22 protein-coding genes and 1 riboswitch are annotated in these 26,232 nt (G+C 68.0%); of the genes, 11 read left to right on the plus strand and 11 right to left on the minus strand.

Features of this window, described 5'->3' with window-relative positions; all coding sequences use genetic code 11:
- Positions 1 to 7: 7 nt before the first annotated feature.
- The gene (locus EV666_RS03355; protein WP_132003099.1) at positions 8 to 1,264 is read left to right on the plus strand and encodes a multidrug effflux MFS transporter; all 1,257 of its coding nucleotides are present in this window, start codon (positions 8 to 10) and stop codon (positions 1,262 to 1,264) included.
- 31 nt (positions 1,265 to 1,295) lie between these two features.
- Complete coding sequence (locus EV666_RS03360; RefSeq protein ID WP_132003102.1) at positions 1,296 to 1,754, plus strand: PaaI family thioesterase; 459 nt, start codon at positions 1,296 to 1,298, stop codon at positions 1,752 to 1,754.
- On the opposite strand, the gene EV666_RS03365 is transcribed toward EV666_RS03360, so the two are convergent.
- Positions 1,719 to 2,879, minus strand: a complete 1,161-nt coding sequence (locus tag EV666_RS03365) for an AraC family transcriptional regulator (protein ID WP_165909882.1) — start codon at positions 2,877 to 2,879, stop codon at positions 1,719 to 1,721. The two genes, EV666_RS03360 and EV666_RS03365, sit on opposite strands and share 36 nt — an antisense overlap.
- Before the next feature lie 229 nt (positions 2,880 to 3,108).
- Here EV666_RS03365 and EV666_RS03370 point away from each other — a divergent pair, with 229 nt between their 5' ends.
- Genes EV666_RS03370 through EV666_RS03385 form a run of 4 tightly spaced genes read left to right on the plus strand, consistent with a single transcriptional unit; the run spans position 3,109 to position 6,977 of the window.
- Entirely contained in the window at positions 3,109 to 4,155 is a 1,047-nt protein-coding gene (locus EV666_RS03370) for a malate/lactate/ureidoglycolate dehydrogenase (RefSeq protein ID WP_132003108.1), read from the plus strand.
- Between the two features lie 17 nt (positions 4,156 to 4,172).
- Positions 4,173 to 4,475: an HAD hydrolase-like protein gene (locus tag EV666_RS03375; protein WP_132003111.1), complete on the plus strand. Its 303-nt coding sequence runs from the start codon at positions 4,173 to 4,175 to the stop codon at positions 4,473 to 4,475.
- Between the two features lie 31 nt (positions 4,476 to 4,506).
- Positions 4,507 to 6,195: a dihydroxy-acid dehydratase gene (gene ilvD / locus EV666_RS03380; protein ID WP_132003114.1), complete on the plus strand. Its 1,689-nt coding sequence runs from the start codon at positions 4,507 to 4,509 to the stop codon at positions 6,193 to 6,195.
- Between the two features lie 41 nt (positions 6,196 to 6,236).
- Positions 6,237 to 6,977: a Crp/Fnr family transcriptional regulator gene (locus EV666_RS03385; protein ID WP_132003117.1), complete on the plus strand. Its 741-nt coding sequence runs from the start codon at positions 6,237 to 6,239 to the stop codon at positions 6,975 to 6,977.
- 76 nt (positions 6,978 to 7,053) lie between these two features.
- Here the strand turns inward: EV666_RS03385 and EV666_RS03390 are convergent, their stop codons facing one another.
- From EV666_RS03390 to EV666_RS03400, 3 genes are all read right to left on the minus strand, one after another.
- Positions 7,054 to 8,256: an ABC transporter substrate-binding protein gene (locus EV666_RS03390; RefSeq protein WP_132003120.1), complete on the minus strand. Its 1,203-nt coding sequence runs from the start codon at positions 8,254 to 8,256 to the stop codon at positions 7,054 to 7,056.
- Positions 8,257 to 8,475: 219 nt separating this feature from the next.
- On the minus strand, positions 8,476 to 9,480 hold the full coding sequence (locus EV666_RS03395; protein ID WP_132003123.1) for a D-2-hydroxyacid dehydrogenase: 1,005 nt from the start codon (positions 9,478 to 9,480) through the stop codon (positions 8,476 to 8,478).
- 25 nt (positions 9,481 to 9,505) lie between these two features.
- Positions 9,506 to 10,282: a 2-keto-4-pentenoate hydratase gene (locus tag EV666_RS03400; protein ID WP_132003126.1), complete on the minus strand. Its 777-nt coding sequence runs from the start codon at positions 10,280 to 10,282 to the stop codon at positions 9,506 to 9,508.
- A 155-nt stretch (positions 10,283 to 10,437) separates the two neighbouring features.
- On the opposite strand from EV666_RS03400, the gene EV666_RS03405 reads away from it, so the two are divergent.
- The 3 genes from EV666_RS03405 (at position 10,438) to EV666_RS03415 (ending at position 12,676) form a co-directional block, all read left to right on the plus strand.
- A complete protein-coding gene (locus tag EV666_RS03405) occupies positions 10,438 to 11,472 on the plus strand; it encodes a DNA topoisomerase IB (RefSeq protein ID WP_132003128.1) in 1,035 nt (344 codons plus the stop codon).
- Positions 11,473 to 11,547: 75 nt separating this feature from the next.
- Positions 11,548 to 11,931: an MbcA/ParS/Xre antitoxin family protein gene (locus EV666_RS03410; protein ID WP_132003131.1), complete on the plus strand. Its 384-nt coding sequence runs from the start codon at positions 11,548 to 11,550 to the stop codon at positions 11,929 to 11,931.
- On the plus strand, positions 11,891 to 12,676 hold the full coding sequence (locus tag EV666_RS03415; RefSeq protein ID WP_132003134.1) for an RES family NAD+ phosphorylase: 786 nt from the start codon (positions 11,891 to 11,893) through the stop codon (positions 12,674 to 12,676). Before EV666_RS03410 ends, EV666_RS03415 begins: the two co-directional genes overlap by 41 nt.
- Before the next feature lie 424 nt (positions 12,677 to 13,100).
- On the opposite strand, the gene EV666_RS03420 is transcribed toward EV666_RS03415, so the two are convergent.
- The 7 genes from EV666_RS03420 to EV666_RS03450 form a co-directional block, all read right to left on the minus strand.
- A complete protein-coding gene (locus tag EV666_RS03420; RefSeq protein ID WP_207906324.1) occupies positions 13,101 to 14,117 on the minus strand; it encodes a DUF6925 family protein in 1,017 nt (338 codons plus the stop codon).
- On the minus strand, positions 14,110 to 14,943 hold the full coding sequence (locus EV666_RS03425; protein WP_132003137.1) for an ABC transporter ATP-binding protein: 834 nt from the start codon (positions 14,941 to 14,943) through the stop codon (positions 14,110 to 14,112). Before EV666_RS03425 ends, EV666_RS03420 begins: the two co-directional genes overlap by 8 nt.
- Complete coding sequence (locus tag EV666_RS03430; RefSeq protein ID WP_245514191.1) at positions 14,940 to 15,947, minus strand: FecCD family ABC transporter permease; 1,008 nt, start codon at positions 15,945 to 15,947, stop codon at positions 14,940 to 14,942. Before EV666_RS03430 ends, EV666_RS03425 begins: the two co-directional genes overlap by 4 nt.
- A complete protein-coding gene (locus EV666_RS03435; RefSeq protein ID WP_165909883.1) occupies positions 15,944 to 16,861 on the minus strand; it encodes an ABC transporter substrate-binding protein in 918 nt (305 codons plus the stop codon). The genes EV666_RS03430 and EV666_RS03435 overlap by 4 nt, the downstream gene beginning before the upstream one ends.
- Before the next feature lie 7 nt (positions 16,862 to 16,868).
- A complete protein-coding gene (locus EV666_RS03440; protein WP_132003143.1) occupies positions 16,869 to 18,875 on the minus strand; it encodes a TonB-dependent receptor plug domain-containing protein in 2,007 nt (668 codons plus the stop codon).
- Between the two features lie 115 nt (positions 18,876 to 18,990).
- A riboswitch (cobalamin riboswitch) is annotated at positions 18,991 to 19,192 on the minus strand.
- A 39-nt stretch (positions 19,193 to 19,231) separates the two neighbouring features.
- A complete protein-coding gene (locus tag EV666_RS03445) occupies positions 19,232 to 20,137 on the minus strand; it encodes a response regulator transcription factor (protein WP_132003146.1) in 906 nt (301 codons plus the stop codon).
- Positions 20,100 to 23,510, minus strand: a complete 3,411-nt coding sequence (locus tag EV666_RS03450) for a hybrid sensor histidine kinase/response regulator (RefSeq protein WP_207906325.1) — start codon at positions 23,508 to 23,510, stop codon at positions 20,100 to 20,102. The genes EV666_RS03445 and EV666_RS03450 overlap by 38 nt, the downstream gene beginning before the upstream one ends.
- Positions 23,511 to 23,925: 415 nt before the next feature.
- Here EV666_RS03450 and urtA point away from each other — a divergent pair, with 415 nt between their 5' ends.
- Together urtA and urtB are read left to right on the plus strand one after the other, a co-directional pair.
- Positions 23,926 to 25,179: an urea ABC transporter substrate-binding protein gene (gene urtA, locus EV666_RS03455; protein ID WP_132003152.1), complete on the plus strand. Its 1,254-nt coding sequence runs from the start codon at positions 23,926 to 23,928 to the stop codon at positions 25,177 to 25,179.
- 112 nt (positions 25,180 to 25,291) lie between these two features.
- Positions 25,292 to 26,218 carry an urea ABC transporter permease subunit UrtB gene (gene urtB / locus EV666_RS03460; RefSeq protein ID WP_132003155.1) on the plus strand — a complete coding sequence of 309 codons (927 nt, stop codon included), beginning with the start codon at positions 25,292 to 25,294 and terminating at the stop codon, positions 26,216 to 26,218.
- Positions 26,219 to 26,232: the final 14 nt, after the last annotated feature.

Genomic DNA, 26,232 nt, shown 5'->3' on the forward strand with positions numbered 1-26,232 from the left:
GACCGCCATGGCCAGCCCCACTCCTGACCACCCGCAGATTGCCGGCGCATCTTCGAAGGCAGGAAGCCTTTCCCCTGGCCTCATCGCGCTGCTGGCCGGCTTCGCCGCCGTCGGCGTGCTGTCGACCAACATCATGTTGCCGGCCTTTCCGGCCATCGCCACGGCGCTGCATGTGGCGCCGCGCGATCTTGGCGTGACGCTTTCCAGCTTTTTCCTCGTCTTCGCCCTGGGCCAGGTTTTCGTTGGTCCGATCTCGGACCGGTTTGGCCGCCGCAGGGTGATTGTCAGCGGACTCGGGCTGTTTCTGCTCGGCTCGGCCATTTGCGGCCTCGCCCCTTCCCTGGAGATTCTGGTCGCCGGTCGGGTGATCCAGGCCATGGGCGTCTGCGCCACCTCGGTGCTGGCGCGGGCCATCGCCCGCGATCTTTTCGACGGGGACATGCTGGCGAAGGCGCTGTCGATGATCATGGTGGCCATGGCGGCGGCGCCGGGCTTCTCGCCGCTGGTCGGCGGCCTCATCGCCACCTTCTTCGACTGGCGCATGATTTTCCTGCTGGTCAGCGTCGTCGCCGTGATCCTGCTCGTCGCCTATGTGTCCAGGCTTGGCGAAACCCATCCGCCAGATCGCCGCGCGCCGCTTTCCCTGCCGAATGTCATTGGCGCCTATGCGGCGTTGGCCGTGGACGTGCGCTTCATCTGCCCGGCGCTCGCCGTCAGCCTGATTATCGGCGGTCTGTACGCCACCTTCGCCGCTGCGCCCGTGATCCTGATGGCGGAGATCGGCATGACGCCGATCCAGTATGGATTGTTCACGGCGGCGACGGTGTTCGTGGTGTTTGGCGCCGGACTGGCGGCGCCGCGACTGGCCGCCCGGTTTGGCGCGCTCACCATGGCCCACGCCGGAGCGTTCCTCGCCGCCGCCGGCGGGCTGCTGTTGCTGCTCACCTACCGTCAGCCGAGCCTGGTCGCCTACACCGCGTCAACCGTCATCTTTCTGCTCGGCATGGGCATGGCCAATCCGCTGGGGACCGCCATCGCGCTCCGGCCCTTTGGCGCGCGGGCTGGACTGGCCTCGGCGCTGATCGGCTTCCTGCAGATGGCGGCCGCCGCCGCGACCACGGCGCTTGCCTCCAGCCTGCCGTTCGCCACAACCACTGTGCTCGGCGCCATGCAGCTTTGCGGCGGGCTGGCCGCTCTCGCCCTGCTCGGGCAACTGGCTCGCGCCGCCAGAAAGGCGCCCGCTATCGCCACGGCGGAAGGATAGCCGCCCGCCGATAACAACAGGAAACAACGCCATGGACGTACTGAGAAACAACCCGGCGCAACTGGGCGGACTGGAGCAGTTGCGCGGGCTCATGGCGGCGGGAAAGCCGCCGCCGATGATGCGGACGCTGTCGTTCGCCCCGACGACGGTCGAACCCGGCAAGGTGGTGTTCGAAGGCTCACCTGGACCGGAAACGCTGAACCCGATCGGTTCGGTGCACGGCGGCTACGCCGCCACCTTGCTCGACAGCGCCTGCGGCGCGGCGGTTCACACCCGGTTGGGCGCCCACCAGGGCTTCACCACGCTGGAGTTGAAAGTGGCGTATCATCACGCCCTGACGCCGGCGAGCGGCCCGGTGAAAGCTGAAGGCGTGGTGGTGTCGATGGGCGCCCGGGTCGCCTTCGCCGAGGCGAAACTCACCGACGCGCGCGGCCGGATCTGCGCCTCGGCCACCTCAACCCTGCTGGTTTTCGAGCTGAAGCCGGTCTGATATCGCCTCCGCCGCGTCCCTGACAGGCTGGCCGATCCTTGGCACGTCGCCCCGCCCCCGGCTGCGGGGGCGAAAGTCGCTTGGCTGCCGGCCTGTCCAGCGACGAAAAGCCGTGCGGAAGCTCGCTGTTGCGCCAAAACCAAGCACACGGGCAATTTCATCGGTTTTCATGCGGGTGGCGCGCAGATAGCGGATCGCCATGCGGGCGCGCACCGTATCGAGAATGCCGGCATAGGACGCCCCCTCCGCCAGCAGCCAGCGCCGCAGGGTGCGCGAAGTTACATGCATGCGGGCGGCCACCTCATCGATGCCCGGAAAATCATGGCGCGCCTCTTCCAGCATGCGGGTGACGACGCCGGCGACGCCGCTGCCGGCGGCGATCTGCTCGCAAAGCTGGCCGCAAATTTCCTCCAGCGCCTGAGCCGTCAGCGGATCGGCCATGCGCATGGGTTCGCCAACCCATCTCCGGTCCCAGAGAATCTCATCCCGCGCCGCGCCGAACCGGACCGGAGCGCCGTAAAGCTCCACGATTTCCGCCGCATGGCGCGGTCTGGCGCGCGACAGGCGCACGCCGGCGAGCTGGAAACCCTCGCCATAAAGGTCGCGCTGGTACGTCAGCGCCATGCCCAGGTGAAAATCCAGGATGAAACTGAACAGCTCCGGTTCGAGATCGTGAGCGTCGAAATAGGTCATGACGCAATGGGCGTCGGACACGGAAACATTGACGCCCAGCACCGGCGTCGAATGCTGACGGTGCTTCTCGAAACAGGTCATCAACTGCTTCCAGTTGGCAGAGGTCAGAAGCAGCAGGCCAAAATAGCCGAGCATCGGCAGGTGGCATTGCAGGCCGCCGCGCAGGGCGAACAGGGGATCATCGACCAGGGCGTGGGCGTTGCGGAACACGCCGATGAGCTGCCGGATCGACATGCGCGCCGCCACATTGTCAAGGTCCCGCGCCTGCAACCCCACGCCGGCCAGGGCGCGGGCCGGCTCCACCCCTGCGGCCTCAAGCTGCGTCACCAGGGCGCGGGCCTTGTGCAGGGGATGCACGGCCGGATCAAGCGCCGCCGGCAGCGTTCGCAACATCGGCAGGCTGGCGGGAACCGGTTGCGGCCTGTCCAGCATGGCTCCTCCCGTCATGTTCACGCGCCCGGATTTGTTCCGGTTTCGCAGCGGCGTGTCCGCCAACCGTCCCCGAATGTCCGCAAAAGCGACTTGGAGACAGCAGGCATTATCTAACATCATTCCAGAAAAGACGGACCGCAACAGCGACGCCTCCGCAGCGCGTCAGGGTCCCCGCGCGCGTTGCGGCGTGAAAAGCCTTGCGGATGCCGGCAATTAGCGAGGAACGCCCATGACCACGGTCGCCGACAGCGAACGGCTGAAGTCTTTTGTCACCGCGCTTTTTCAAGCCGCGGGCTCCAGCAGCCATGAAGCGCAGGAGATCGCCGATCATCTGGTGGAGGCCAATCTGGCCGGGCACGACAGCCACGGCGTCGGCATGATCCCGGCCTATTTCCTTCACTTGCGCGCCGGCCACGTCAAACCCAACCAGACGCCGCAACGTATTGGCGGCGACGGCGCCTTCGCCCGCTTCGACGGCCAGATGGGCTACGGCCAGCCGGCCGCCAACCGGGTGATGGACGAAGCCGCCGCCATCGCCCGCGCCCACGGCGTCGCGGTGACGACCCTGTGCAACGCTCAGCATATCGGCCGCGTCGGCGCCTATGCCGAGCGGTTGCAGGCAGAGGGCCTGCTGTCGCTGCATTTCGTCAACGCCGTCTATCACACGCCCACCGTCGCGCCCTATCGCGGCAGCGACGCGCGGGTCATGACCAACCCGGTGTGCATCGGCCTGCCCGGCGCGGCGCCGATGCTGCTGGATTTCGCCACCGCGACCATCGCCCTCGGCAAGGTGCGTGTCGCCTGGAACAAGGGCGTCGCGGCGCCGGAGGGGAGCCTGATCGATCATCAGGGCCGGCCAACGACCAGTCCGGCGGTGATGTTCGAGGAGCCGCGCGGGGCGCAGACCGCCTTCGGCCTGCACAAGGGCTGGGGGCTGGCCTTCATGGCGGAGGCGCTCGGCGGCGTCATGACCGGCGGCCCCCGCTCCGGCGACGGGTTCACCGGCGAACGCGGCCTGGTCAACGGCATCATGTCGATTGTCATCGATCCCGCCCGTCTCATCGAGACGCAATGGCTGGACGCCGCCATGGCCACGCTGGTCGATTACGTGAAGGCCTCGCCAGCCGCTGATCCAGGGGCGCCGGTGCAGGTTCCCGGCGAAGCCGAAGCACTGATGCGCGCCGAACGGCGGCGCAACGGCATCCCCATCGATCCCACAACCTGGTCGCAAATCCTCGCCTGCGCGGAGCCTTATGGCCTGCGCGCCCCGGCCTGAATCCGGGAGGGCGCGCGATGCGGGGACAAATCAGGGCGTTCGTCTTCGATGTTTTTGGCACGGTGGTTGATCGCAAGCCGACGCCGCACAGCTGTCTGCGCACCGCTGAACTGCTGTCGCTGCAACCGCATGAAGTCTGCATGACGGCGGCGCACAACGACGATCTGCAGGCGGCGCGCGCCTGCGGCCTGCGCACGGCGTTCATTTACCGGGGCACGGAATATGGGCCGGAGCAGCGCGCCGATCTCCAGCCTGCCGCCGACCGGGACTTCATCGCCGAATCCATCACCGATCTGGCCGCCCAGGCCGGCTGCGCCTGAAGCCGCCGCCAGCATTATCCGGGGAACCCACATGACCGCATCCGACCAGCGCCCCGCCCGCAAATTGCGCAGCGCCGGCCTCACCGGCCCCAACGCCTTCGCCACCCGCGCCATGCTGCGCGCCGCCGGCGTGAAGGCGGAAGACTTTGGCAAGCCGGTTATCGGCATCGCCAACACCTGGAGCGGCGCCATGCCGTGCAACATCCATCTGCGCGATCTGGCGGCGCGGGTGGCGGACGGCGTGCGCGCCGCCGGCGGCGTGCCGCTGGAGATCAACACGGTTGCGGTGAGCGACGCGGTGCTGGCGGTCGGCGGCGCTTCGCTGATCAGCCGCGAGATGATCGCCGATTCCATCGAACTGGCGGCGACCGCCTACGCCTTCGACGCCATGGTGGCGATCGGCGGCTGCGACAAGACCAACCCGGGCTGCATCATGGCCATGGCGCGGCTCAACATTCCGGCAGTCTATCTGTACGGCGGCGCCATCGCCCCGGGGCGCTATCGCGGCAAGGACGTCACCATCCAGACCCTGGCGGAAATGTCCGGCGCCTTCGCCGCTGGCGCCGTGACCCGCGCCGACATGGACGAACTGGTGGAAACCGCCCTGCCTGGTCCTGGCGCCTGCGGCGGCATGTTCACCGCCAACACCATGGGCTCGGCCATCGAGGTGATGGGGCTGACGGCGGCCAATTGCACAAGCGCCCCGGCGGTGAGCGGGCGGCGCGGCGACATTGCCTTCGAGACCGGCCAGCTGATTCTCGACGTGCTCGCGCGCGACGTGCGGCCGCGCCAGATCATCACCCGGGCGGCGCTGCACAACGCCATGGCCGTGGTGGCGGCGATGGGCGGCTCCACCAACGCCGTGCTGCATCTGCTGGCCATCGCCCATGAGGCCGGCGTCAGGCTGGAGCTGGAGGAATTCCAGCAGATCAGCGACCGCACCCCTCACCTCGGCAATTTCACGCCCTCCGGCAAATACAACATGCAGGACCTGCACCAGATTGGCGGCGTGCCGGTGGTGATGCAGGCGCTGCATCGCACGGGCCTGCTCGATGGCGACGCCCTCACCGTCGACGGGCGCACGTTGGCGGAGCGCCTCACCGGGGTAAGCTTCCCCACCGGCCAGGACGTGATCGCCGCCCCCGAGGCGCCGCTGCACCCCAATGGGGGATGGGTGATCCTGCGCGGCGACCTGGCGCCGGAAGGCGCGGTGTTGAAGGCGACCGGAACCGAGCTGCGCCGTCACGTCGGCCGCGCCCGGGTGTTCGAGGACGAGCCGGCGGCCTATGCGGCGGTGATGGCCCGGCAAATCGTCGCCGGCGACACGATGGTGATCCGCAACGAAGGCCCGGCCGGCGGGCCCGGCATGCGCGAGACGGCGCGCGTCACCGCCGCCCTGGTTGGCCAGGGCTTCAAGGACAGCGTGGCGCTGATCACCGACGGGCGTTTCTCCGGCATTTCGCATGGCCTCGCCATTGGTCACGTCAGCCCGGAGGCGGCGTTCGGCGGGCCGATCGCCCTGGTGCGCGACGGCGACGAGATCGTGGTGGACCTCGACGCCCGGCGCATCGATCTGAATGTGTCGCCCGAGACGCTCGCCAGCCGTCAGGCCGCCTGGCGCGCCCCCGGGCGGCCGGCGAGCACCAGCGTCTACGACAAATACGCCCGCAACGTCAGCTCCGCTTCCACCGGGGCCGTAACAACGCCAGCGCGGGCGTGAGCTCCCCCCGGCGAGATCTGGCCATGAAGTGATGACCACCCATGACGCGCGCAACGACGAACCCGGTGACGCCGGAGAGGATTTTCGCGGTCCTGGACCAGGACAGCTGGTTCGCGGCCCTGCCCGCGGCGCTGAAGGACGTGATCGTGCGTCACGGCTGCGTGCGCGATCACAAGGCCGGCGAGTTGCTGTTCGCCGCCGGCGATGAACCGGATGGCCTGTACGCGCTGCTGTCCGGCCAGATCAATCTGGTGAGCAATACCTGCGCCGGCCGCCAGATCACCCAGGGGGTGCATCGCCCGGGGGCATGGTTCGGCTATCTGGCCCTGCTCGACGCCAGGCCCCATTGCCAGGACGCAGCGGCGGCCGGGCCCGCGAGAACCCTGCGTCTGAGCGCCTCCGCCTTCCGGCGCGTGCTCCGCGACAATCCGGCCTGGCACCAGCACTTCACCCAGCTGCTGTGCGGCGATGTCCGGCTGATCCTCGCCATGCTGGTCGACAGCCTGACCAGTCCGCTCAGCAGCCGGCTGGCGTCGACATTGCTGGACATGTCGGCCGTCGCGGCGGACTGCGCAGCCGCGGCGCCGCGCCTGACCCAGGAAACGCTGGCTGGCATGGTCGGCGCTTCCCGGCAGACCGTGAACCGCCAGTTGCGCGACTGGCAGGCCCGCAACATCATCCGGCTGGGTTATGGCGTGGTGACGGTGGTTGACCGGGCAGCCCTGGCCAGCGCCGCCAATGGCGACGCCGGTTTCCGGCGGGTGGACCATCAGGTCGCCTGACCTGGGGGCTTTTCACAGGACGTTTGTTGGGGAAGCGCCGCCGGAACTGGCGGCGCGGCTGGCGAACGGGCCTGGATCATGGGGTGATGATCTCGCCGAACAGCACCCAGGTTTTGCCATTGAAGCGTTGGAGTTGCAGGCTTTTCAGCGGGTAATAGTCGGTTGGCGTGGTGTGCAGTTTGATACCGGGCAACAGCATCGGGATGCGAAAATCCATATTCGCCGCCTGCTTCATGATGTTTTCCCGCGTCAGGTCATCACCGGCCTGCTCCAGCAGACGGGCGGTGGCGGCGGCGACCACATAACCATAAACATTGCCCGAATCCTGCAGATTGCCGTCGGGATAGTATTTGGCCATGAAGGCCAGCCAGTCCTTTGTCTCGGGATCATCCTTCCACTGGGGGTCCGTCGGGTCTTTCACGTATTGCGCCGTGATGATGTCCTTTGACGCTTCAAGACCGGCAGGTTGCAGCACCATCGAGACGGAAGCCGAGGTCGCGGCGAGGAAGAAGGTCGGCTTCCAGCCAATTTCATGAATCTTGCGAATGCCCTGCGCCGCCTGTTTGGGAATGGCGTGCATGAACAGCACGTCCGCGCCTGAGGCCCGCAGCTTCAGGATCTGGCTGTCAATGCTCGGGTCCGTCGGTTCGTAGGTCGCCTCGGAGACAACCATTTTCTTCACGTTGTCCGGTCCCAGGCCTTTCTTGAAGCCATAGGCGTAGTCCTTGCCGGCGTCATCGTTCTGGTAGAGCAGCGCGATCTTCGCGTCCGGCTTGTGCTTCAGCACATAAGCGGCGTAGACCGCCGTTTCCGCCTGGTAGGACGGCTGGAAGCTCATGCTCCAGGGGAAATGCTTGGGATCGCCCCATGCGGTGGCCCCGCCGCCGACGAACAGTTGCGGAATTTTTCTGTCGTTCAGATATTTGCGCACCACCATGCCGGTCGGGGTGCCAAGCGGGCTGAAGATGAAGGAGACATTCTCCTGCTCCACCAGCTTGCGCGTCTGCTCGAAGGTCTTGGGCGGGCTGTAGGCGTCGTCCAGCGAGATCAGGCTGACCTTGCGGCCGTTGATGCCGCCCTTCTCGTTGACCATTCTAAAATAGGCGATCTGCGCCCGCGGAATGACGCTGTAGGCGGAAGCCGGACCGCTATAGGCGAATGTCTGGCCGATTCTGATCTCCGAGTCGGTGACGCCCGGACCATAGTTCTTTCCAGCCATGGCCGGACCGAGGCTGGCGATCATGGACATCGCCGCAACGGCGGTTAAACCCCATTTCATTGTGACGCCTCCCGATATTTTTGTTGCCCGATAGCAGCCATGGCGAACGCGCCATGCCCACGCGGTTTCCGGCGTTCTTGCGCGATCCTGCCCGGATGCGCCGGCCGCCTGATGAGTGTGCACGCAAGCAACGCGCAGTAATGTCACAAGCGCGACATTGTCGCCGGCCGCCCGCGCATCAGCGCTGCACGGACCGTAGCGGCGTCACGTCAGGCGGTTTCATGCGCCTGCCAGGCGCGAAGCGGCTTCCGCTTCACCAGAAAATGCGCCGGCCTGTATTTGCACGAGATGTCGCGGCGTTTCGCCGGCTGCGAACCTGGCCGCGTTGTCGGCCACATGGCGCGCCAGCCGCGACATGTATCGCGGTGAGGCGGCGCCGCCGAGGTGCGGCGTGATAATGACGTCCGGTTCGTCCCACAAGGGGTGACCATGGGGCAGCGGCTCCGGGTCGGTGACGTCCAGGCCCGCGCCGCCGATCCGGCCTGCCCGCAACGCCTCCAGCAACGCCCCGCTGTCCACCAGGTCGCCGCGCGCCACATTGATGAGCAGGGCCTCCGGCTTGCAGAGGGCCAGCTGTTCGCGGCCAATCATGCCCCTGGTTCCGGGCGTGGACGGAGCGGCGACGACAATAACGTCGGCCTCCGCCAGCGCCTCGCCCAGACGCCCCGCCGGATAGATGACGTCCGCCTCCGCCACGGGGCGGCCGGTGCGGTTGACCCCGGCGACGCTCATGCCAAAAGCTCTGGCGCGCATGGCGGTTTCGCGGCCGATGCTGCCCATGCCGACGATCAGCATGCGGGCGCCTGCCAGCGAGCGCACCTGCTGACGCACGGTTGCTTTCCAGCGGCCGGCCTGCTGGTCGGCGGCGCACTGGCGGGCGCGGCGCGCCAGCCCGAGAATCAGGGTGAATACGTGCTCGGCGACGCTGGGGGACCAGACGTCTCCGGCGTTACTGACCTTGCAGCGGCCCGGCAGGCCGTGCTGGTCGAGGGTTTCGTAGCCCGCCGTCAGCAACTGCAGCCAGCGGGTCCGCGCTTCAGGCGCCGCCAGCGCCGCCGCCAGCTGTGGCCCGTAGTGAAAGCTGCCGAGAACGATGGCGTCCGCCTCGCGCGTCGCCGCCGCCAGATCAGCGACCGCGCACGGCCAGGCCTCGATCCCTCGCACGCCGGCCAGCAGGGTCAGCATTTCGTCGAGGGCCACCGGTGAGCAGACAGCGATACGCATGGCGACAGTCCCATGATGGTGAACGTCAGGTCAGGGTGAGCGAAACCTCGCCCAGCCCTTCAAGGCGGCCAACGAGCGTCGCGCCGGCGGGCGCAGGCCAGGGCGGAATGCACGAGCCGCTGCTGACAATCTCGCCGGCTTTCAGCGGCGCGCCCGTGGCGGCGCGGTTGCGGGCGAAGCGCAGCAATTGCCCCAGCGGACCATCGACGACCAGGGAGCCAGAGCCGCTGGCGACGGTTTCGCCATTGGCCCTGAGCGTCACCGGCATGGCTTCCAGATCCAGCGCGCGCCAGTTGGCGACCGGCGGGCCCACGACCAGCGCCCCGGCGTTGCCGAGGTCAGCGACGATGGCCGCCGGTCCCGGGCGCGGCTTCTGGAGAAAACGGCTGTCCGCCACCTCCAGGGTGGGAAAAACGTCAGCGATGGCGTCGCGCAGGGTCGCCATGTCGATCCGTGGATCGGCAATATCGGCGCCGAGACGGAAACCGACCTCCAGTTCGATGGCGCAGACGAAAAAATCCGCGCGCGGCAGGGTCGCGGGGCTGGCGTGGGTCCAGGCGGAGAGGACGGGGCCGTGAAACGGTTCTGAGAAACCCAGGGCCTGCATGGTGGCCGTGCTGGTGGCGCCGAGCTTGTATCCGGTCTGCGCGCCGCCTGAAATGGCGAGGCGGCGGGCCGCATGCTCGGCCTGCATAACATAGCCTTCATCAAGGGTCGTGGGCCCGGCGACAGCCTTCCCGCCCAGATCCAGCGGAACGCCGCTTCGCCATGCCGCCAGCAGTTCATCGACCATCGCCGTCATTGTCGCCCCGTCTCCCTCGCCATGCTTTCCGGATCATGCACCAGTCATACGCTGCAAACCGTCGTCTCGACGACATTCCGGCCGGAGGACGCCGCCCTGCCGGAACCCCGGCCGCCAGCAGGGGGTTCCGCCCTGACAGGGACGGAGACCAGAGCATGAACCTTATCCGCCATGACTATGACGCGGCCGAAGCGACGCCGACGCCGCCTGGTCTCGTTTATGTATCGGACAGCGAACCGGGCATCGCGCGTCGCCGCCACGGCCGGGGATTCAGCTATCGTCATCCCGACGGTTCGCCGCTCGATGCGGCCGAACTGGCGCGGGTGCGCACCCTTGGCGTGCCGCCGGCCTACCGCGACGTCTGGATCTGCCCGCTGGCCAACGGCCATCTGCAGGCTACCGGCCGCGATGCGCGCGGGCGCAAGCAATATCGCTATCACGCCGCGTGGCAGGCCGCCCAGGCCGAAACCCGCTTCGCCCAGCTCGTTGGTTTTGGAGAAAGTTTGCCGATGATCCGGCGCCGGTTGCGACGCGACCTGCAAGGCGACGCCGGCGACATGGCCTTCAGCCTGGCGGCGCTGGTGATGCTGATCGACCAGACCAGCCTGCGCGTCGGCAATGCCTGCTACACGGCGCAAAACCGCACGTTCGGGGCGAGCACGCTGCTGACCCGGCATCTCACCCTGGGGGACGGCGTGGTGCGGCTGCGCTTTCGGGCCAAGGGCGGCAGGCGCGTGCAACATACGTTGCGGAACCGCCGGCTGGCGCGAGTATTGCACGAGATTGGCGACCTGCCGGGCCGTAACCTGTTCACCTATATCGACGAGGCTGGCGAAACGCGCGCCCTCGCCTCCCAGGACGTCAACGCCTGGCTGGCCGGCGTCGCCGGCCCCGGCATTACCGCCAAGACGTTTCGCACCTGGGGCGGCACGCTGGCCGCCTTCGAGGCGGCGCGGCAGACCCCGGCCGACCAGAAGGCGACCGTGAAGGCGCTGACCGCCGCTGCCGCCGGGCGGCTGAACAATACCCCGGCCATCTGCCGCAAATCCTATATCCACCCGGGTGTCATGGCATTGGCGGACATGACGCCGGCGGAGCGCGCAAGCAGGCTTGCGCGCCCGACCCCGCATGACGTGACGGACCTGCGCGCCGACGAGGCCCGGTTGCTGGCTTTCCTGAAAACCGTCTGATGAAGGCGCTGGGGGAAGAGCTTTATTTTCCGAGGAAATTATACTATATATTTTTTCCATGGAAAGGATGTCGCCATGTTGACCGATGAATCCCGGCAGACGCCCCAGGTGGCGGCGGGGCCGGTCGTCACCAAAGCGGTGGTCCGCGCCGCCGGGCGACTGGGCGTCAACGCCCGGACGCTGGCCGCCTGCATTGGCGTCAGCGAAGCGACGGCGTCGCGCATGAAGCGCGGCGCGTTCAACCTGGAGCCCGCATCCAAGCCATTCGAACTGGCCGTGCTGTTCATCCGCCTGTTCCGCTCGCTCGATGCGCTGGTTGGCGGCGACGATGGCGTCGCGGCCGCCTGGCTGAACGCGCCCAACACCATGCTGGCGGCGCGCCCCGTCGAAAAATTGCAGAGCATCAGCGGACTTGTCGATGTCATCGCCTATCTGGACGCGCGTCGCGCTCTCATCTGAGTTCCGGCCCTACGCCGGAACCTGCTGGCGGCTGGTGGAGGCACAGCACCACGTCTCCACCCTGAAGCTGAGCGACAATCTGGCGGAACAGGCGCTGCTGGAAGAGCTGATCGAGGAGACGAAGCCGGCGATCCCGCCCGAATGCCGCCATCTGGACTTTCTGCTGGCGACGCCGTTTCGCTATGGGGCGCTTTACCCCACCGGCTCGCGCTTCCGCCGGGCGGGCCGGACCCCGGGCGTCTATTACGCCGCCGACCGTCCAGCGACGGCAGTGGCGGAAATGGCCTTCTACCGGCTGCTGTTCTTCGCCGAGTCGCCAGCCACGCCCTGGCCCGCCGACGCCTCCGAATACACCGCCTTCGCCGCCACCGTGGCCAGCGGGCGGATGCTCGATTTGACAGAGGCGCCGCTGGCGCAGGATGCGGACATCTGGCGCGATCCCGTCGCTTATGAAGGCTGCCAGGCCTTTGCCGACGCCGCCCGCGCCGCCGATGCGGAGATCATCCGCTACAGCGCCGTGCGCGATCCACGCGGCGGCGCCAATCTGGCGCTGTTCTCCTGCCGCATCTTCACCCAGCCCGCGCCGGTGGAGCGGCAGAGCTGGCGCATGCGCATCGGCGCCAGCGGCGTGCAGGCCCTGTGCGAGTTTCCCCGCCAGGCGGTGGAGTTCTCGCACGCGGATTTCGCCGCCGACCCCCGTATCGCAGGGATGAACCTGGACCGGCTGGCGCGACCAGGCAAATAAGGCGCGATCAATCGCAGAAGTGGCCGGTTACGGAAGGAATCGATCACAGGAGCGATCGGTTTCCTGCGATCACGCTATCGGCCTGGAGCATGCGGGCGCTGTCGTCGCATCTGGGCAGCGGCGGCGCGCGCGCAGGTAGCCCCGCGCGCCTGACCCCTTTTCTTCATGCCTCCCGGTTGTCATGGCCCGGCCATCCACGAAAGCGGCGGGCTCGCAAGGCGTCACGGCTGGATCGCGAACCCACAGGCGTTACCGCCCGCAACTGGCGCGAGCGCGGGCGCGGCGCGCGCGAAACCAGGGATCAGCCAAGCTGGCAAGCCGGCGCGCCGGGAAGACGTCGCGCCGGGAAACATCTATACAAAAAAAACACATAAAAATCATATGGATGTTAAATGAGGATCACCTGACATATCAGGAAACGGCGTCACCGGTGCTGGCTCTGTTCATCGGGTTCTTCAGGCGCATCCTCGTGGCCCAGAATAGCGCGCCATGCGTTGAGTACAGGCGCTTCGCCGTACAGCGCCATGGCCTGGGCCAGGGCGACGCGGGCGGCGGCGCGGGCCGGACGGGTTTCAGGCTCCCGCCAGCCGTCAGGGCCGGCGCCGTCGGCGATGGCGGCCAGGATTTCATGCTTCACCGCCCGATGAGCCGGATCGCCGTATGCGGCCAGCAGGGACTGGAACGCCGCATGGGCCTGCTGATCGAACGGACGCGGTTTGCCCAGCGTGGTTTTCATTGGGTGCGATGGGCCAAGGTGAACGACAGGAACCAGGCCCGCCGGGATCGGCTCGGTGGCGGCGTGGGTGCGGCCGGTGCGCAGCATTTTCGGCAGCAGATGGGTGTGCGGCCCTTCCGGGCTGACGCCATCCGGCGGCGGAATCGGCTGGAACACCTCGATGCGGCCGATCTGGCCGCAGAACACCCGGTTGGGACCATGGCGCAGGATGGCGCCCATGGGCGAGCGTTCCGGATCGAACACCGAAGCGCCTTCCGCCGCGCGCAGCACGGTGATCAGTTCCGGATGGCTGGTCCTTATGCAGGCGTCAACCTGCAGCGCGCCCAGCCCGAGGTCGAACAGGATGGCCTCGCGGTCCTGCGGGCGCACGGCCTCACGATCCGGCCCCAGTTCGGTCAACGTCGCGCGCCGGTTCATGGCGCAGGCGTCGCGCGGCAGGCACAGGGCGATGCTCTGGCTCCAGCTGCGCCCCTGCGACAGCGGCCGCTCGAAAGCCACGGCGGCCAGCTGCGGGTGCGGCGTGAGGCGCATGGCGCCGCGGCCGGTCGCCGCCTCCACCACATCGGCGTCGAGGCGCACATGGGCAGGCTCATCGGCGTCGCGCAGGAATTCGGCCACGGCCCCGAAGGTCCCCAGCGCCCAGGCGCTGGCGCAATCCTCCGCATGGCGCCGCACCATGTCAAAAACGCCCTGCGCATCAGTCATGTCCATCCTCCGTCCTGTTGCTTGCCCAGGGATCGACCGGCTCCCAGGGCGTTACGTAGTTCTCGCCCCGGTGGCTGGCGTGGGCCAGGCGGACGTGGAAAGCGCGGGCGACGATGGCGTCGTCGAGCACCGCCTGGGGCGGGCCGTCCGCCAGCTTGCGCCCGTCCACCAGCAAGGCCAGGCGATCGCAGAAGCGCGAGGCAAGGGCCAGGTCATGCAGGGTGACCAGCACGCCGCAGCCAGCCCGCGCCTTAGCCCGCAACAGGCGCATGACCTGGAGCTGGTGCAACGGATCGAGCGCCGCCGCCGGCTCGTCGGCCAGCAGGAACGGCGCTTCCACCGCCAGCGCCCGGGCCAGCAGCACGCGCACGCGCTCGCCGCCGGAAAGGCCATTGAGGGGCCGGTCGCGGAACTGGCGGCAATCGGCCTCGTCCATGGCCCGGTCGATGGCGGCGTGATCGGCGGCGGTGAGGCTGGCGAAGGCGCGCCGGTGCGGCAGGCGGCCGAGGGCGACGATATCGCTGGCGCGCATGGCGCCATTATCGTCGCTGAGGGAATCGGCGCTCTGGGACAACCAGGCGACGCAGCGCGCCAGTTGCTGGCGGCCGATCTCGCCAGCCGTCTGTCCGCCCCAGGCAATCTGGCCGGCGTCGGGCGGCGCGACGCCCGCGAGAATGCGCAGCAGCGTCGACTTGCCGGCGCCGTTCGGCCCGATCAGGCCGACGATCTCGCCCGGGCGCAGGGTGAAGTCGACGCCATCCAGGGCCAGTTGCGCGCCATGCGCCAGTTTCAGCCCGCTGGCGGCGATGGCGTCAATCGCGGTCATGACCGCCTCCTGCCCTGCAACATCGAGATCAGGAACGGCGCGCCGACCAGCGCGGTCATCACGCCGAGCTTCAGTTCGGGCTGGACCGGTAAAAGCCGCACCGCCATGTCGGCGCAGAGCACGATCATGGCGCCGGCAAAACCGCTGACCAGCAGCAGACGGCCAGGACGGTGGCCGACCAGCGGGCGCATCAGATGCGGCGCCACCAGACCGACAAAGCCGACGGCGCCGGTGACCGAAACGGCGCTGCCCACGGCCAGCGCCGAACCCAGCACCAGTTGCAGCCGCAGCCGCTGCAGATTGACGCCGAGGCTGGCGGCGGTGTCCTCGCCGAGGGCCAGCGCCTCCAGATTGCGGGCCGAAGCCAGCAGCGCGATCCACCCCAGAACCATCAGCGGCGCGGCCAGCAGGAACTGGGCCATGCTGCGGTCAGCCAGCGAGCCCATCAGCCAGAAGACGATTTCCAGCGCGGCGTAAGGATTGGGCGACAGGTTCAGCGCCAGCGCGGTGAAGGCGCCGGCCAGCGCGTTGATGGCGACGCCGGCGAGGATCAGCCCGGTGGGGCTGCGGCTGGCGCCGGCCATGCGAAACAGTAACAAGGTGGCGACCAGCGCCCCCACCATGCCGCCGAGCGGCAACGCCAGGGCGAAGGCGCCGGCGAAGCCGAAATAAAACACGCAAACGGCGCCGAACGCCGCCGCGCCGGAAACGCCAATAACGCCGGGCTCGGCCAGCGGATTGCGCAGCAACCCCTGCAACGCCGCCCCCGAAACGCCAAGGCTGAAGCCCATGAACGCCCCCAGAAGGGCGCGCGGCAGGCGCAGTTGCACCAGCACCAGCGCGTCCATGCTGTCGCGGCCGCTCCAGGCGCCGGCGATGGCCGCCCCCAGGTTGAGCGGCGCATAGCCAATGGCGACAGAGGCCAGGGTGAGCGCGACGGTGGCGACCAGCAGCACGGCGACCAGCCATGGCCACGGCAGCATCGGCAATGGGTGACGGATCATGGTCTGAGGCCCGCCTGGCTGGCGCCGCCAGCGTTGTGCGCTGCGCGCCAGTCGTCCGCAGCCAGGGCCAGCCTGGCCACGGCCTCGGCGACGCCGGGCCCGGAGCAGGTCCACAAACGCGCCGGCAAGGTCACCACGCGCGCATGTTTCGCCAGCGCTTTCAGGGCGGGATGCACCAGCACTTCGCCGGCCAGGGCGGGCGCCTCGCCTTCTTCGTCGGTGAGAATCAGCATGTCGGGCCTGGCCTGGATCACCGCCTCCAGCGGCGGCTGGGCCTGCCCGGCCAGCGGGCCGGCGGCGGCGAGATTGTCGATGCCGGCGCGGGTCAGAATGTCGTTGAGCAGCGTGCCGGGGCCGGTGGTGAAGCCGCTTGCCCGCACCACCACGGCGCGGGGGCGCGGCGCATGCGGGTCCACCCTGGGCAGCCGTGCGTCGAAGGCCTTGATCTGGGCTTCGGCGCGCTCCGCCCCATCGAGCAGCGCGCCGACATCGCGGATCTGCTGGCGCACGCCGTCGATGCTGGGCGGCGTATCGATCTCCACGACCGGAACGGCGAGCGCTCGCAGCAACGTCACGGTGTTGCGGGTTGTATAAAGCCCGGCCAGCACCAGATCGGGACGGAAGGAGACAACATCCTCCACCAGGCCATAGTTGACCGGGATCGCCGCCGCCTCGGCGACGACATTTGACGTGTCGGGCCGGCGCGACAGGTAAGACACCGAGGCCACCGTTCCCGGCCGCGCCAGCCGCAGGGCCAGTTCATCCGTGCAGAGATTGACCGAGACGATGCGCTGCGGCCGTTGCGGCGGCGCCGCCGCCGCAACGGCGACGGACGCAAGGCCGACGCCGGCGGCGACAGCCGCCAGCCCCGGACCGACGCCCCGGATACAGGTCCTGGCCAGTCCGCCGCGCATGTCGCCCTCAGAAGGTGATGCGCGCGCCGAGCGTCGCCGTGCGGCCCGCGACGCCATAGGTGTAGACCTCCTGGTATCGCTTGTCGAAAAGGTTATCGACCTTGACGTACAGTTCGGCGTTTTCGTTGATGCGGTAAGAACCGCCAAGATTGACCAGCGTATACGCGCCCAGGGTCACGATCTCGCGGTTGTAAAAGACGTCATAGGCCCAGTCGGTCTGTTTGCCGTTGTAGATCACGCCCAGGTTGACATTGGCCTTGCCCTCCAGGAAGGCGTAATTGACATTAAGACTGGCGATATTGCGCGGACGCCGCACCAGCTCTATCCCGGTCGCATCCTTGCCATCGCTATAGGTGTAAGAGCCGGCGATGGTCAGGCCGTCGATGGGCCGCACGGTCAGCCCCAGTTCCGCGCCCTGGATGGCCGAAGTTCCCGGCATGTTGACCGAGGTGTAGCCGGCGCCGGTGATCAGATCGGTGATGCGCTGGTTGAAGTAGGTGGCGTTCAGCACCACGCGCTGGCCCCAGAGCTCCTGATCGACGCCCACATCCCAGCCCCGCGCCTTCTCGGGCGTCAGGTTGGGGTTGCCGCGATAGGTGTTGGTGTAGCCATACAGCTCCATCATCGTCGGGTTTTTGACGCCCGTGCCGTAAGAGGCGCGCAGCTTGGTCCCGGTTTCGTCGATGCGGTAAGCGCCGGTGAAACGGTAGGTCGTCGAATCCTTGAAGATGTCGTTGTTGTCGTGGCGAACGCTGGCGGTCAGCGTCAGATTGCGGAAGGTGCCCTGATACTGGCCGACGAGGCCGGTCGACGCCATGGACTGGTCAAGGTTCGACCAGGCGCTGTTGGTGCGGTAGCGCTCGTCCTTGTGCTGGGCGGCGAAGGTGACAATGTGCGTGGCGTCGAGGAACGACGGCGTGTCGAAGCGCAGGTCCGTCTTGTATTCGTAGCGCGAAACCGTGCCGCGTGAATCGCTCTGGGGCAGCCTGTCCAGGCGATATTCGTTGTTCTGGTCGCTGCGGGTGGCGGCGAAGGTGTGGTTCCAGCGGCCGTCCAGCAGCTTCAGCTTCGCTTCGGCGCGACCGAAAACCTGTTCGCCCTTCGTATCGGAATTGTCGTCATAGGCGCCAACGCCGCCGGCGTAGCCGTCAGTCTTGTTGAAGAACTTCGTGTAGCGGCCCATGACGTTGAATTCGAGATATTCACTGGGGCTGAAGCCGAACTTCGTATAGCCGCCGGCGTTGCGGTAGCCGTCGTTCTCGAAATTGCCGTAGCGGCGATCGGCGGACGAGAAGCCGTCCGTGCTGAAGCCATTGGCGCCAATGACGAAATTGAACCGCTCATCGCCATAGCTGACGCTGGAGGCGCCGTTGATGGTCTGGCGCGAGCCGCCCTCGATGCGCGTGCTGAAACGCGGCTTGCCCGAGCCCTTTTTGGTGACGATATTGATGACGCCGCCGACGGCGTCCGAGCCATACAGGGCGCTCTGCGGGCCGCGCAGCACCTCGATGCGGTCCACATCGTCCGTGAGGAGATTGGTCAGGTCGTATTCCGAGCCTGCCGCCGGATCATTGACCACGACGCCGTCGATGATGACCAGGGTCTGGTTGGCCTCCGAGCCGCGCATGCGCACCTGGGTCTGCTTGCCAACCGGGCCGGAGCGACTGACCGCAAGACCCGGAACCTGACGCAGGGCGTCAGGCACGAAGCGGATCTGCTGGCGCTGCAACTCCTCGCCGGAGATCACGGTGACGGCGCTGCCCACCTTGCTCAGGTCCGTGGGGGTGGTGTTGGCGGTGACGCTGATGGTGTCGAGCTGGATCACGTCCGCCGGCAGGGCGCTGGCGGCGCCCGCCGCGCCAGCCTGCGCGGGCGCGGCGGCCTCATTCCGGGCCTGATCGCTCTGGGCCTGGGCGACAGCTGGCGCGAGGGCCAGCAGCGCGGCGACGGAGCAGCCGGCCAGAACCTGGCGGCGCGCATGGCGATGGAAACTGGTGGAAGAAAAAAGCAACATCTGAAACCCCGGCGGGACGCCTGTGGCGCGTCACCGCGAACAGGGCTCCCCGTCACCCGCCAGCGCGGGTTTCAGAAACGACCCGCCACGGAAGCACCCCGCTCCATGGGCTCGCGTGTGACCACGGCTGACGGCAGGTCTCCTGGCTCGCGGGTCGTTACCTGCCGCCGCCTTCCCGGAACCGAGGTTTCCAGTGGCGTCATGGCGGAAGATTCGCCGCTTACAGTTGCGGGGGCAGCCGCAGAATTGACTGAAAAACCAGCCGCACTGCGTTCCCTTTTGATCCATTCAATGGAACCGTCGCCGGCCGGATTAGGACGCGGCGCGGCCGGTGTCAATTGCACGGGCGGCGGCGATCAGGCCGGAGGGCGGGCGTGCTCCAGAAACCGGTCGGCGACAATGGCCGCCGCGGTGCGGTTGTCGACGCCGAGCTTTTCCAGCACCTGTTCCAGATGCTTGTCGACGGTGCGGCGCGACAGGCCGAGATTCTCGGCGATTTCCTGGTTGGTCTTGCCGGCGGTCAGCCACAGCAGCGCCTCGGCCTCACGGCCGGTCAGCCCGAAGCGCTGCTGTAACCTGGCGATGTCGTCGCCCTCGTCTCCGGCGTGGGCCTGGATGATGATCTCGCCGCGCCGGCCGCGCCCCAGGCAGGTCAGGCGCATGCCGTCGCAATTCAGCGGCTGGACCTCGGAAACCGGCCGGGTCGCCGCGGCGCTGATCCACGGCCCGGCCGGCGCCGGCAAAAGCGCGCCGGCCGCGCCGCCGTCCCTCGCCAGGAGGCGCACGGCGCCGGGCGTCGCCCACACCACCCGCCCGTCCGCCTCCACCGCCAGCACCGGGCGGCCCGCCTGGTCGAGCGCGCCGGAGGCAAGGCGCATGCGCCGGGCGTTGAGGGCGTGAACGGTGATGCGCGCCAGCAGCACCTCGTGATTGATCGGCTTGACCACATAATCGACGCCGCCCGCCTCCAGCCCCCGCAGCACGTCGGCGGGATCGCCAAGGCCGGTCATGAAGATCACCGGCGCGTCCACGGCCTGGGGGCCAGACTTCAGCCGCCGGCACGTCTCGAAACCGTCCATAACCGGCATCACCGCGTCGAGCAGCACCAGATCCGGCGCCATGCGCGCCGCCAGGTCGAGGGCGCCTGCCCCGTCGCGGGCGACAATGGCGACGCAGCCTGCCTCCTCCAGCGCCATGCAAATCGCATTCAGCGCGGTGGGATCGTCATCGACGACCAGCACGATCAGATCCTGGGGATTCATGGTTGCGTTCCCTTAGCGTGCGGGCGATGGCGGGCAGATCGAAAACGTCGAGCGCGGCGTGGATCCTGTCGAGGGCGCTGCGATCGAGCCATGGCGGCGGGTGGGCCAGGGTCTTGCGCAGCGCGGTGGCGCGCCCTTCCTCCGCCAGGCGGATCAATTCGGCGGCGGAGGAAGGGCCGGCGTCCACGGCGGCGATCGCCGGCCGGTCCAGGCGGGACTGCCCCGCGCCGCCGCCGCTGTCGCCGAGCAGCCTGGCGATGCGCGCCGACAGGTCATCGAGCCGGTAGGGCTTCACCAGCACGCTGTCCGGGGTGTGCTCGTCGCCCACCAGGGCGTCGGCCTCGCGGGCATGGCCGGTGATGAACAGCACCGGCGCCGAACCGTAGCCGTCCTGCCGGAGCTGGCGCGCCATTTCCACGCCGTTCATCCCCGGCAGATCGACATCGAGCAGAAACATCCGGGGGCGCAGGCCCTGCCCGTTCCGCAGCAGGGCGAGCCCCGCCTCGGCGCTGGCGGCGGCGTGGACGATGAAGCCGAGCGGCTCCAGATGGATCTGCGCCAGGCGTAGCTGCGCGGCGTCGTCGTCGATCACCATGATGTCGCGGGCGTCTGGCGGCGCCTGAAGCACCGGCGGCTCATGCAGCACCACCGGCCCATGGGCTCCCTCGCGTGGGGCAACGTGCTCGGCCGGCAACATCAGGCGCACGGTGAAGCGGGAGCCCTTGCCGGGGGCGCTGTCGAGGGCGATCTCGCCGCCCATCACGTCCACCAGCAGGCGGGTGATGGTGAGGCCAAGGCCCGAGCCGGCGTGATGGGCGGCGCGGGCAGCGGCGCCTCGCTGGAACGGGCTCCAGATGCGCTCCTGCTCCTCCGGGGGAATGCCCGGGCCGGTGTCAGCGACCTCGAAGCGCGCCACCTCGTTGCGGTAACGCACCGCCAGGGTCACCTCGCCGGTAGCCGTGTAGGAAACGGCGTTGGAGCACAGGTTGATGAGAATCTGGCGCAGGCGCTTTTCGTCGATGCGCACCAGGGCCGGCAGCGGGGTTTCCAGCCGCAGGGTGAAGACCAGGCCTTTTTCGGCGGCGCTGGAGACGAAGATGCGGCGAATCTGATCCAGAAAGGCGTTGATGTCGACCAGATCGACATTGAGGGCGAGCCGGCCGGCCTCGATCTTGGAAATATCGAGCAGGCCCTCGATCAGCCCGGCCAGATGTTCCGACGAGGCGCGGATGGCGCCGGCGGCGGCGCGCCGCTCGGATGGCAGGTCGCCAGCCTTTTCCAGCACCTGGGCAAAGCCGTAGATGGCGTTCAGCGGCGTGCGCAGTTCGTGCGACAGCCCGGCCATGTAGCGGGATTTGGCGTTGCTGGCGGCCTCGGCGCGCCCGGTGGCCTCACGCAGGGCGGCGTCGGTGCGGCGGTGGGCGCGGATTTCGCGCAGCAGCCGCGCCGTGCGATCGCGAACCTCGCGAAAAGCCTTGATGCGATTGTCGTTGGTGAGCAGCAGCAACCAGACGCCGACGCCGGCGAAAACCAGCGCCAGGCAATAGACCAGCACGACGACGCGACCGAAATCGGCGGAGCCGCCGGCGCGGACCAGCGCCATCATCATGCCGCCCAGCACCGCCGCCGCCAACGCCGTGAAGATAATGAAACGGCCCACCAGCGAGCGCACGCCATTGAGGGCCGCCGCCGGCAGCACGGCGCGCAGGGCCCGGTAGGTCTGGGCGCCGATGCGGGCGCTACGCCGGCAAGCGTCATGGCAGGCGGCGTCCAGCGAGCAACACAGGCTACAGACCGGGCCGCTGTAGAACGGGCAACGCAACAGGTCTTCCTGATCGAAGCCATAGTCGCAGATGCAGCAGCGCGATTCGCCAATGGCCAGCGCGTCTGGTTGACGGGCGAGATAATAGCGGCCGCGCGTCGCCCAGGCGATGGCCGGCGCGGCGGCGATGGCGACCCCCAGGGTGATGAATGACGAGAACGCCTGGGCGATTTCACCGGCGAGGCCGCTGCCGGCGGCCAGCCCCGCGACGCCGGCCAGGGCCATGGCGCCGACGCCGACCGGATTGACGTCGTAGAGATAGCCGCGCCGGAATTCGACGCCCGGCGGCGCCAGCCCCAGCGGCCGCGAAATGGCCAGATCGGCGAACACCGCGCCTATCCAGGCCAGGGCGAAATGGGCGTAGACCAGCAGGGCCCGCTCCAGGGTTTCCACCACCCCGCCCCACATCAGCACGAAGGCGATGGCGACGTTGAACGCCAGCCAGACCACGCGGCCAGGGTGGCTGCGCGTCAGGCGGGCGAAGAAGTTCGACCAGGTGATGGAGCCGGCCCAGGCGTTGGTGACGTTGATCTTGATCTGCGACAGCACGACGAAGCTCACCGTGAGCAGCACGATGACGCCGGCCGGCAGGTTCAGCGTGGCGAAGGCGGTGTGGTACAGCGCCGAAGGGTCAGACGTGGCGACGCCGGTGAGCTTCAGCGCCATGACGGCGAGGAACGAGCCGAGCAGCAGCTTGACGGCGCCTGGAATGATCCAGCCGGGCCCGCCGAGCAGCAGGGCCGCCCACCAGCGCCGGCGCCCGGCGGCGTCACGCGCCTCGGGGAGAAAGCGCAGGTAATCCACCTGTTCGCCGATCTGACCGACCAGCGCGAACAGCACGCCGCAGGCGGAGCCGAAGGCGACGGCCGGCGAAACGGGCGCGCCCTCCGGTCGCCAAGTCAGCCAGGTTTGCGCGTCCGGCGCCACGCCAGCGTAAAGCAACGCGGCGAAAGGGATAACGTGCAGGATCAGCCACGGCCAGCACGTGGCGGATTGTAAAGCCGAAATGCGTTTGATGCCGCCGGCCACCAGCGGAAACACCACCAGGGCGCCGGCGAGAAATCCGGCCCAGACCGGCACGCCGAGAAACAGCCGCAGCGCCTCGGCCAGGATGGCCGATTCCAGCATGAAGAAAATGAAGGTGAACCCCGCATAGATCAGCGAGGTCATGGTTGAGCCAAGATAGCCAAAGCCGGCGCCGCGGGTCAGCAGATCGACGTCAACGCCAGCGCGGGCCGCCGCCCGGCAGATCGGCAGGCCGAGAACGAACAGGATGAAACTGACGGTGAGGATGGCGCTGACGGCGACGCCGGCGCCCCAGGCGAGGGTGAGCGCCGCGCCGATCGCCTCCAGCGCCAGAAAGCTGATGGAGCCGAGCGCCGTGGCGGCGACCCGGGCCGCCGGCCAGCGGCGGGCTCGCCGCGCGGTGAAGCGAAGCGCGAAATCCTCCATGGTCTCGTCGGCGACCCAGCGGTTGTAGCGCCGGCGCTCCCGCGTCGCGGCCACATGCCGGGAGGCTCCGATGGCGTACGGCTTTTCCAGGGGCCTCACGGCGGGGTTCACGGGCCTCACGGCATGGGGCCTCACGGCAGATTTCACGGGCGCGGGCGCGCGACCGCTTGCGCCTGTGACCATAGCCGGCCCGCCGGCGCGCCCCGCCGCCGCCTGTGCTGAACATTTGTGCAGCCGCGCCAGCAATGTGGCGCCTGTTTCACCGCCTGTCCGCCCGGCGCTGAAAATGCCCGCGAACGGCTGAAGGCGGCGCCCGCCATTTGGGCATGAAGCTGCGTGGTTCATGGATTCCAGCAGCTTACGGCCGGCCGGATACGCAATTTCACGTATGCGCGGCCACCATCAGCTCCGGCAGCATGAGGTCAATCCAGAGCAACCGTTCCGGATCGCAACAATCGCCCCCGCGCCGCGCCAGCCAACGCCGCCACCGGGGCCAGAGCCAGCGAGAGCCTCCATGACCGACGAAACCTTCCGCCCTTCGCGTCGCGCCATGATGTTCGGCGGCGCCGCGCTTGGCGCCGCCCTGTTCATGCCGAAGAACCTGCGGGCCCAGGACTTTCCGACGGCAAAGGTCAACACCACGGGCCTCAACGTCACCGACAAGGACGTCACCGTCGGCATCCTGCACTCGGTGACCGGCACCATGGCCATTTCCGAGATCGGCTCGGTGCAGGCCGAGAAGCTGGCCATCGAGCAGATCAACGCCCAGGGCGGCGTGCTCGGCCGGCAGATCCGGTTCATTCAGGAGGACGGCGCCTCCGACTGGCCAACCTTCGCCGAGAAGGCGCGCAAGCTTCTGGTCAACGACAAGGTTCCGGCGGTGATGGGCTGCTGGACCTCGGCCTCGCGCAAGGCGGTGCTGCCGGTGTTCGAGCAGAACAACGGCCTGCTCTACTACCCGACCTTCTATGAGGGCCTGGAGGAGTCGCCGAACGTCTTCTACACCGGCCAGGAGGCGACCCAGCAAATCATCGCCGGTCTGGACTGGGTGACGAAGGCCAAGGGCGCCAAGACGTTTTACCTGCTCGGCTCCGACTACATCTGGCCGCGCACCTCGAACAAGATCGCCCGCAAGCATATCGAGGACAAGCTGGGCCTGAAGGTGGTGGGCGAGGAGTATTATCCGCTCGGCCACACCCAGTTCAACAGCGTCATCAACAAGATCAAGCTGCGCAAGCCGGACGTGATCTACGCCGTGGTCGTCGGCGGCTCCAATGTGTCGTTCTACAAGCAGCTGATCGCCGCCGGCATCGATCCGTCCAGGGAAAAGCCGATCATCCTGACCATCTCGGTGACCGAGGACGAGATCCGCGGCATCGGCGGCGAGAACATCAAGGGCGCCTACGCCTGCATGAAGTACTTCCAGAGCATCGACAACCCGGCCAACAAGGACTTCGTCGCGGCGTTCAGGAAGATGTGGGGCCAGGACATGGTGATCGGCGACGTCACCCAGGCCGCCTATCTCGGGCCGTGGCTGTGGAAGATGGCGGTGGAGAAGGCCGGCTCCTTCGATGTCGACAAGGTGCGCGCCGTCTCGCCGGGTCTGGAGATGACCAACGCGCCGGAAGGCGTGATCAAGGTCCACAAGAACCATCACCTCTGGTCGAAGACCCGCGTCGGCAAGGCGCTGGAGAACGGCCAGTACGAGGTGGTGTTCGAGACGAAGGACCTGATCGAGCCCAACCCCTTCCCCGCCGGCTACCAGTAAGCGCCATCGCGCCGGTCTGACCGGCGCGACCACCCTCATACATTGCCTGGCCGGAGCATCGCCCGGCCGGCGCGTCTCGCCAACGCAAGGGGACGGAACAAGGGGACGGAAGATGTTTGGTGAATACAGCCTGTCCGAACTGGCGTCGATTTTCGCGATGCAGGGCTTTTCGGGCCTGATCCTGTTCTCGGTGTTCGTGCTGATGGCGCTGGGCCTGGCGATCATCTACGGCCAGATGGGCGTGATCAACATGGCGCACGGGGAGTTCATGATCCTCGGCGCCTACGTCACCTACCTGGTGTCGCGCGCCTTTGGCGAACTGCCGCACGCGCTGTTCAACGTCTATTTCCCCGTGGCCATGGTCGCGGCGTTCCTCGTCGCCGGCGCATTGGGCGCCTTTGTGGAGTGGGCGCTGATCCGGCGGCTGTACAGGCGGCCGCTCGACACGCTGCTCGCCACCTGGGGCCTGTCGCTGATCCTGCAACAGCTTTACCGCACCATTTTCGGGGCGCGCGAAGTGGGCGTGACCATGCCGGAATGGATGATGGGTTCGCTGAAGCTGAGCGATACGATCGAGGTTCCCATCAACGGCATCCTGGTGATGGGCATCGCCGTGGCCATCTCCATCGCGGTGGGCGTGATGATGCACCGCTCATCCTGGGGCCGCCAGGTGCGCGCCGTGGTGCAGAACCGCACCATGGCCGGCGCCGTGGGCATCGACACGGAGCGCACGGACCGGCTGACCTTCGCGGTGGGTTGCGGCATCGCCGGCGTCGCCGGCTCCGCCTTCACCATGATCGGCTCCACCGGCCCCAGTTCCGGCCAGCTCTACATCGTCGACACCTTCCTTGTCGTGGTGTTCGGCGGCGCCGCCAGCCTGCTTGGAACCATCGCCAGCGCCTTCACCATCAGCCAGGCCCAGTCGATCCTCGAGTTCTTCCTCTCCGGCTCCATGGCCAAGGTGCTCACGCTGCTCACCGTCGTCGGCATCCTGATGCTGCGCCCGCAGGGCCTGTTCGCCCTGAAGCTGCGCAAGTGAGCGACTGACGCCCT

Source organism: Camelimonas lactis, from assembly GCF_004342915.1.
In the GTDB taxonomy this organism is placed as follows: domain Bacteria; phylum Pseudomonadota; class Alphaproteobacteria; order Rhizobiales; family Beijerinckiaceae; genus Camelimonas; species Camelimonas lactis.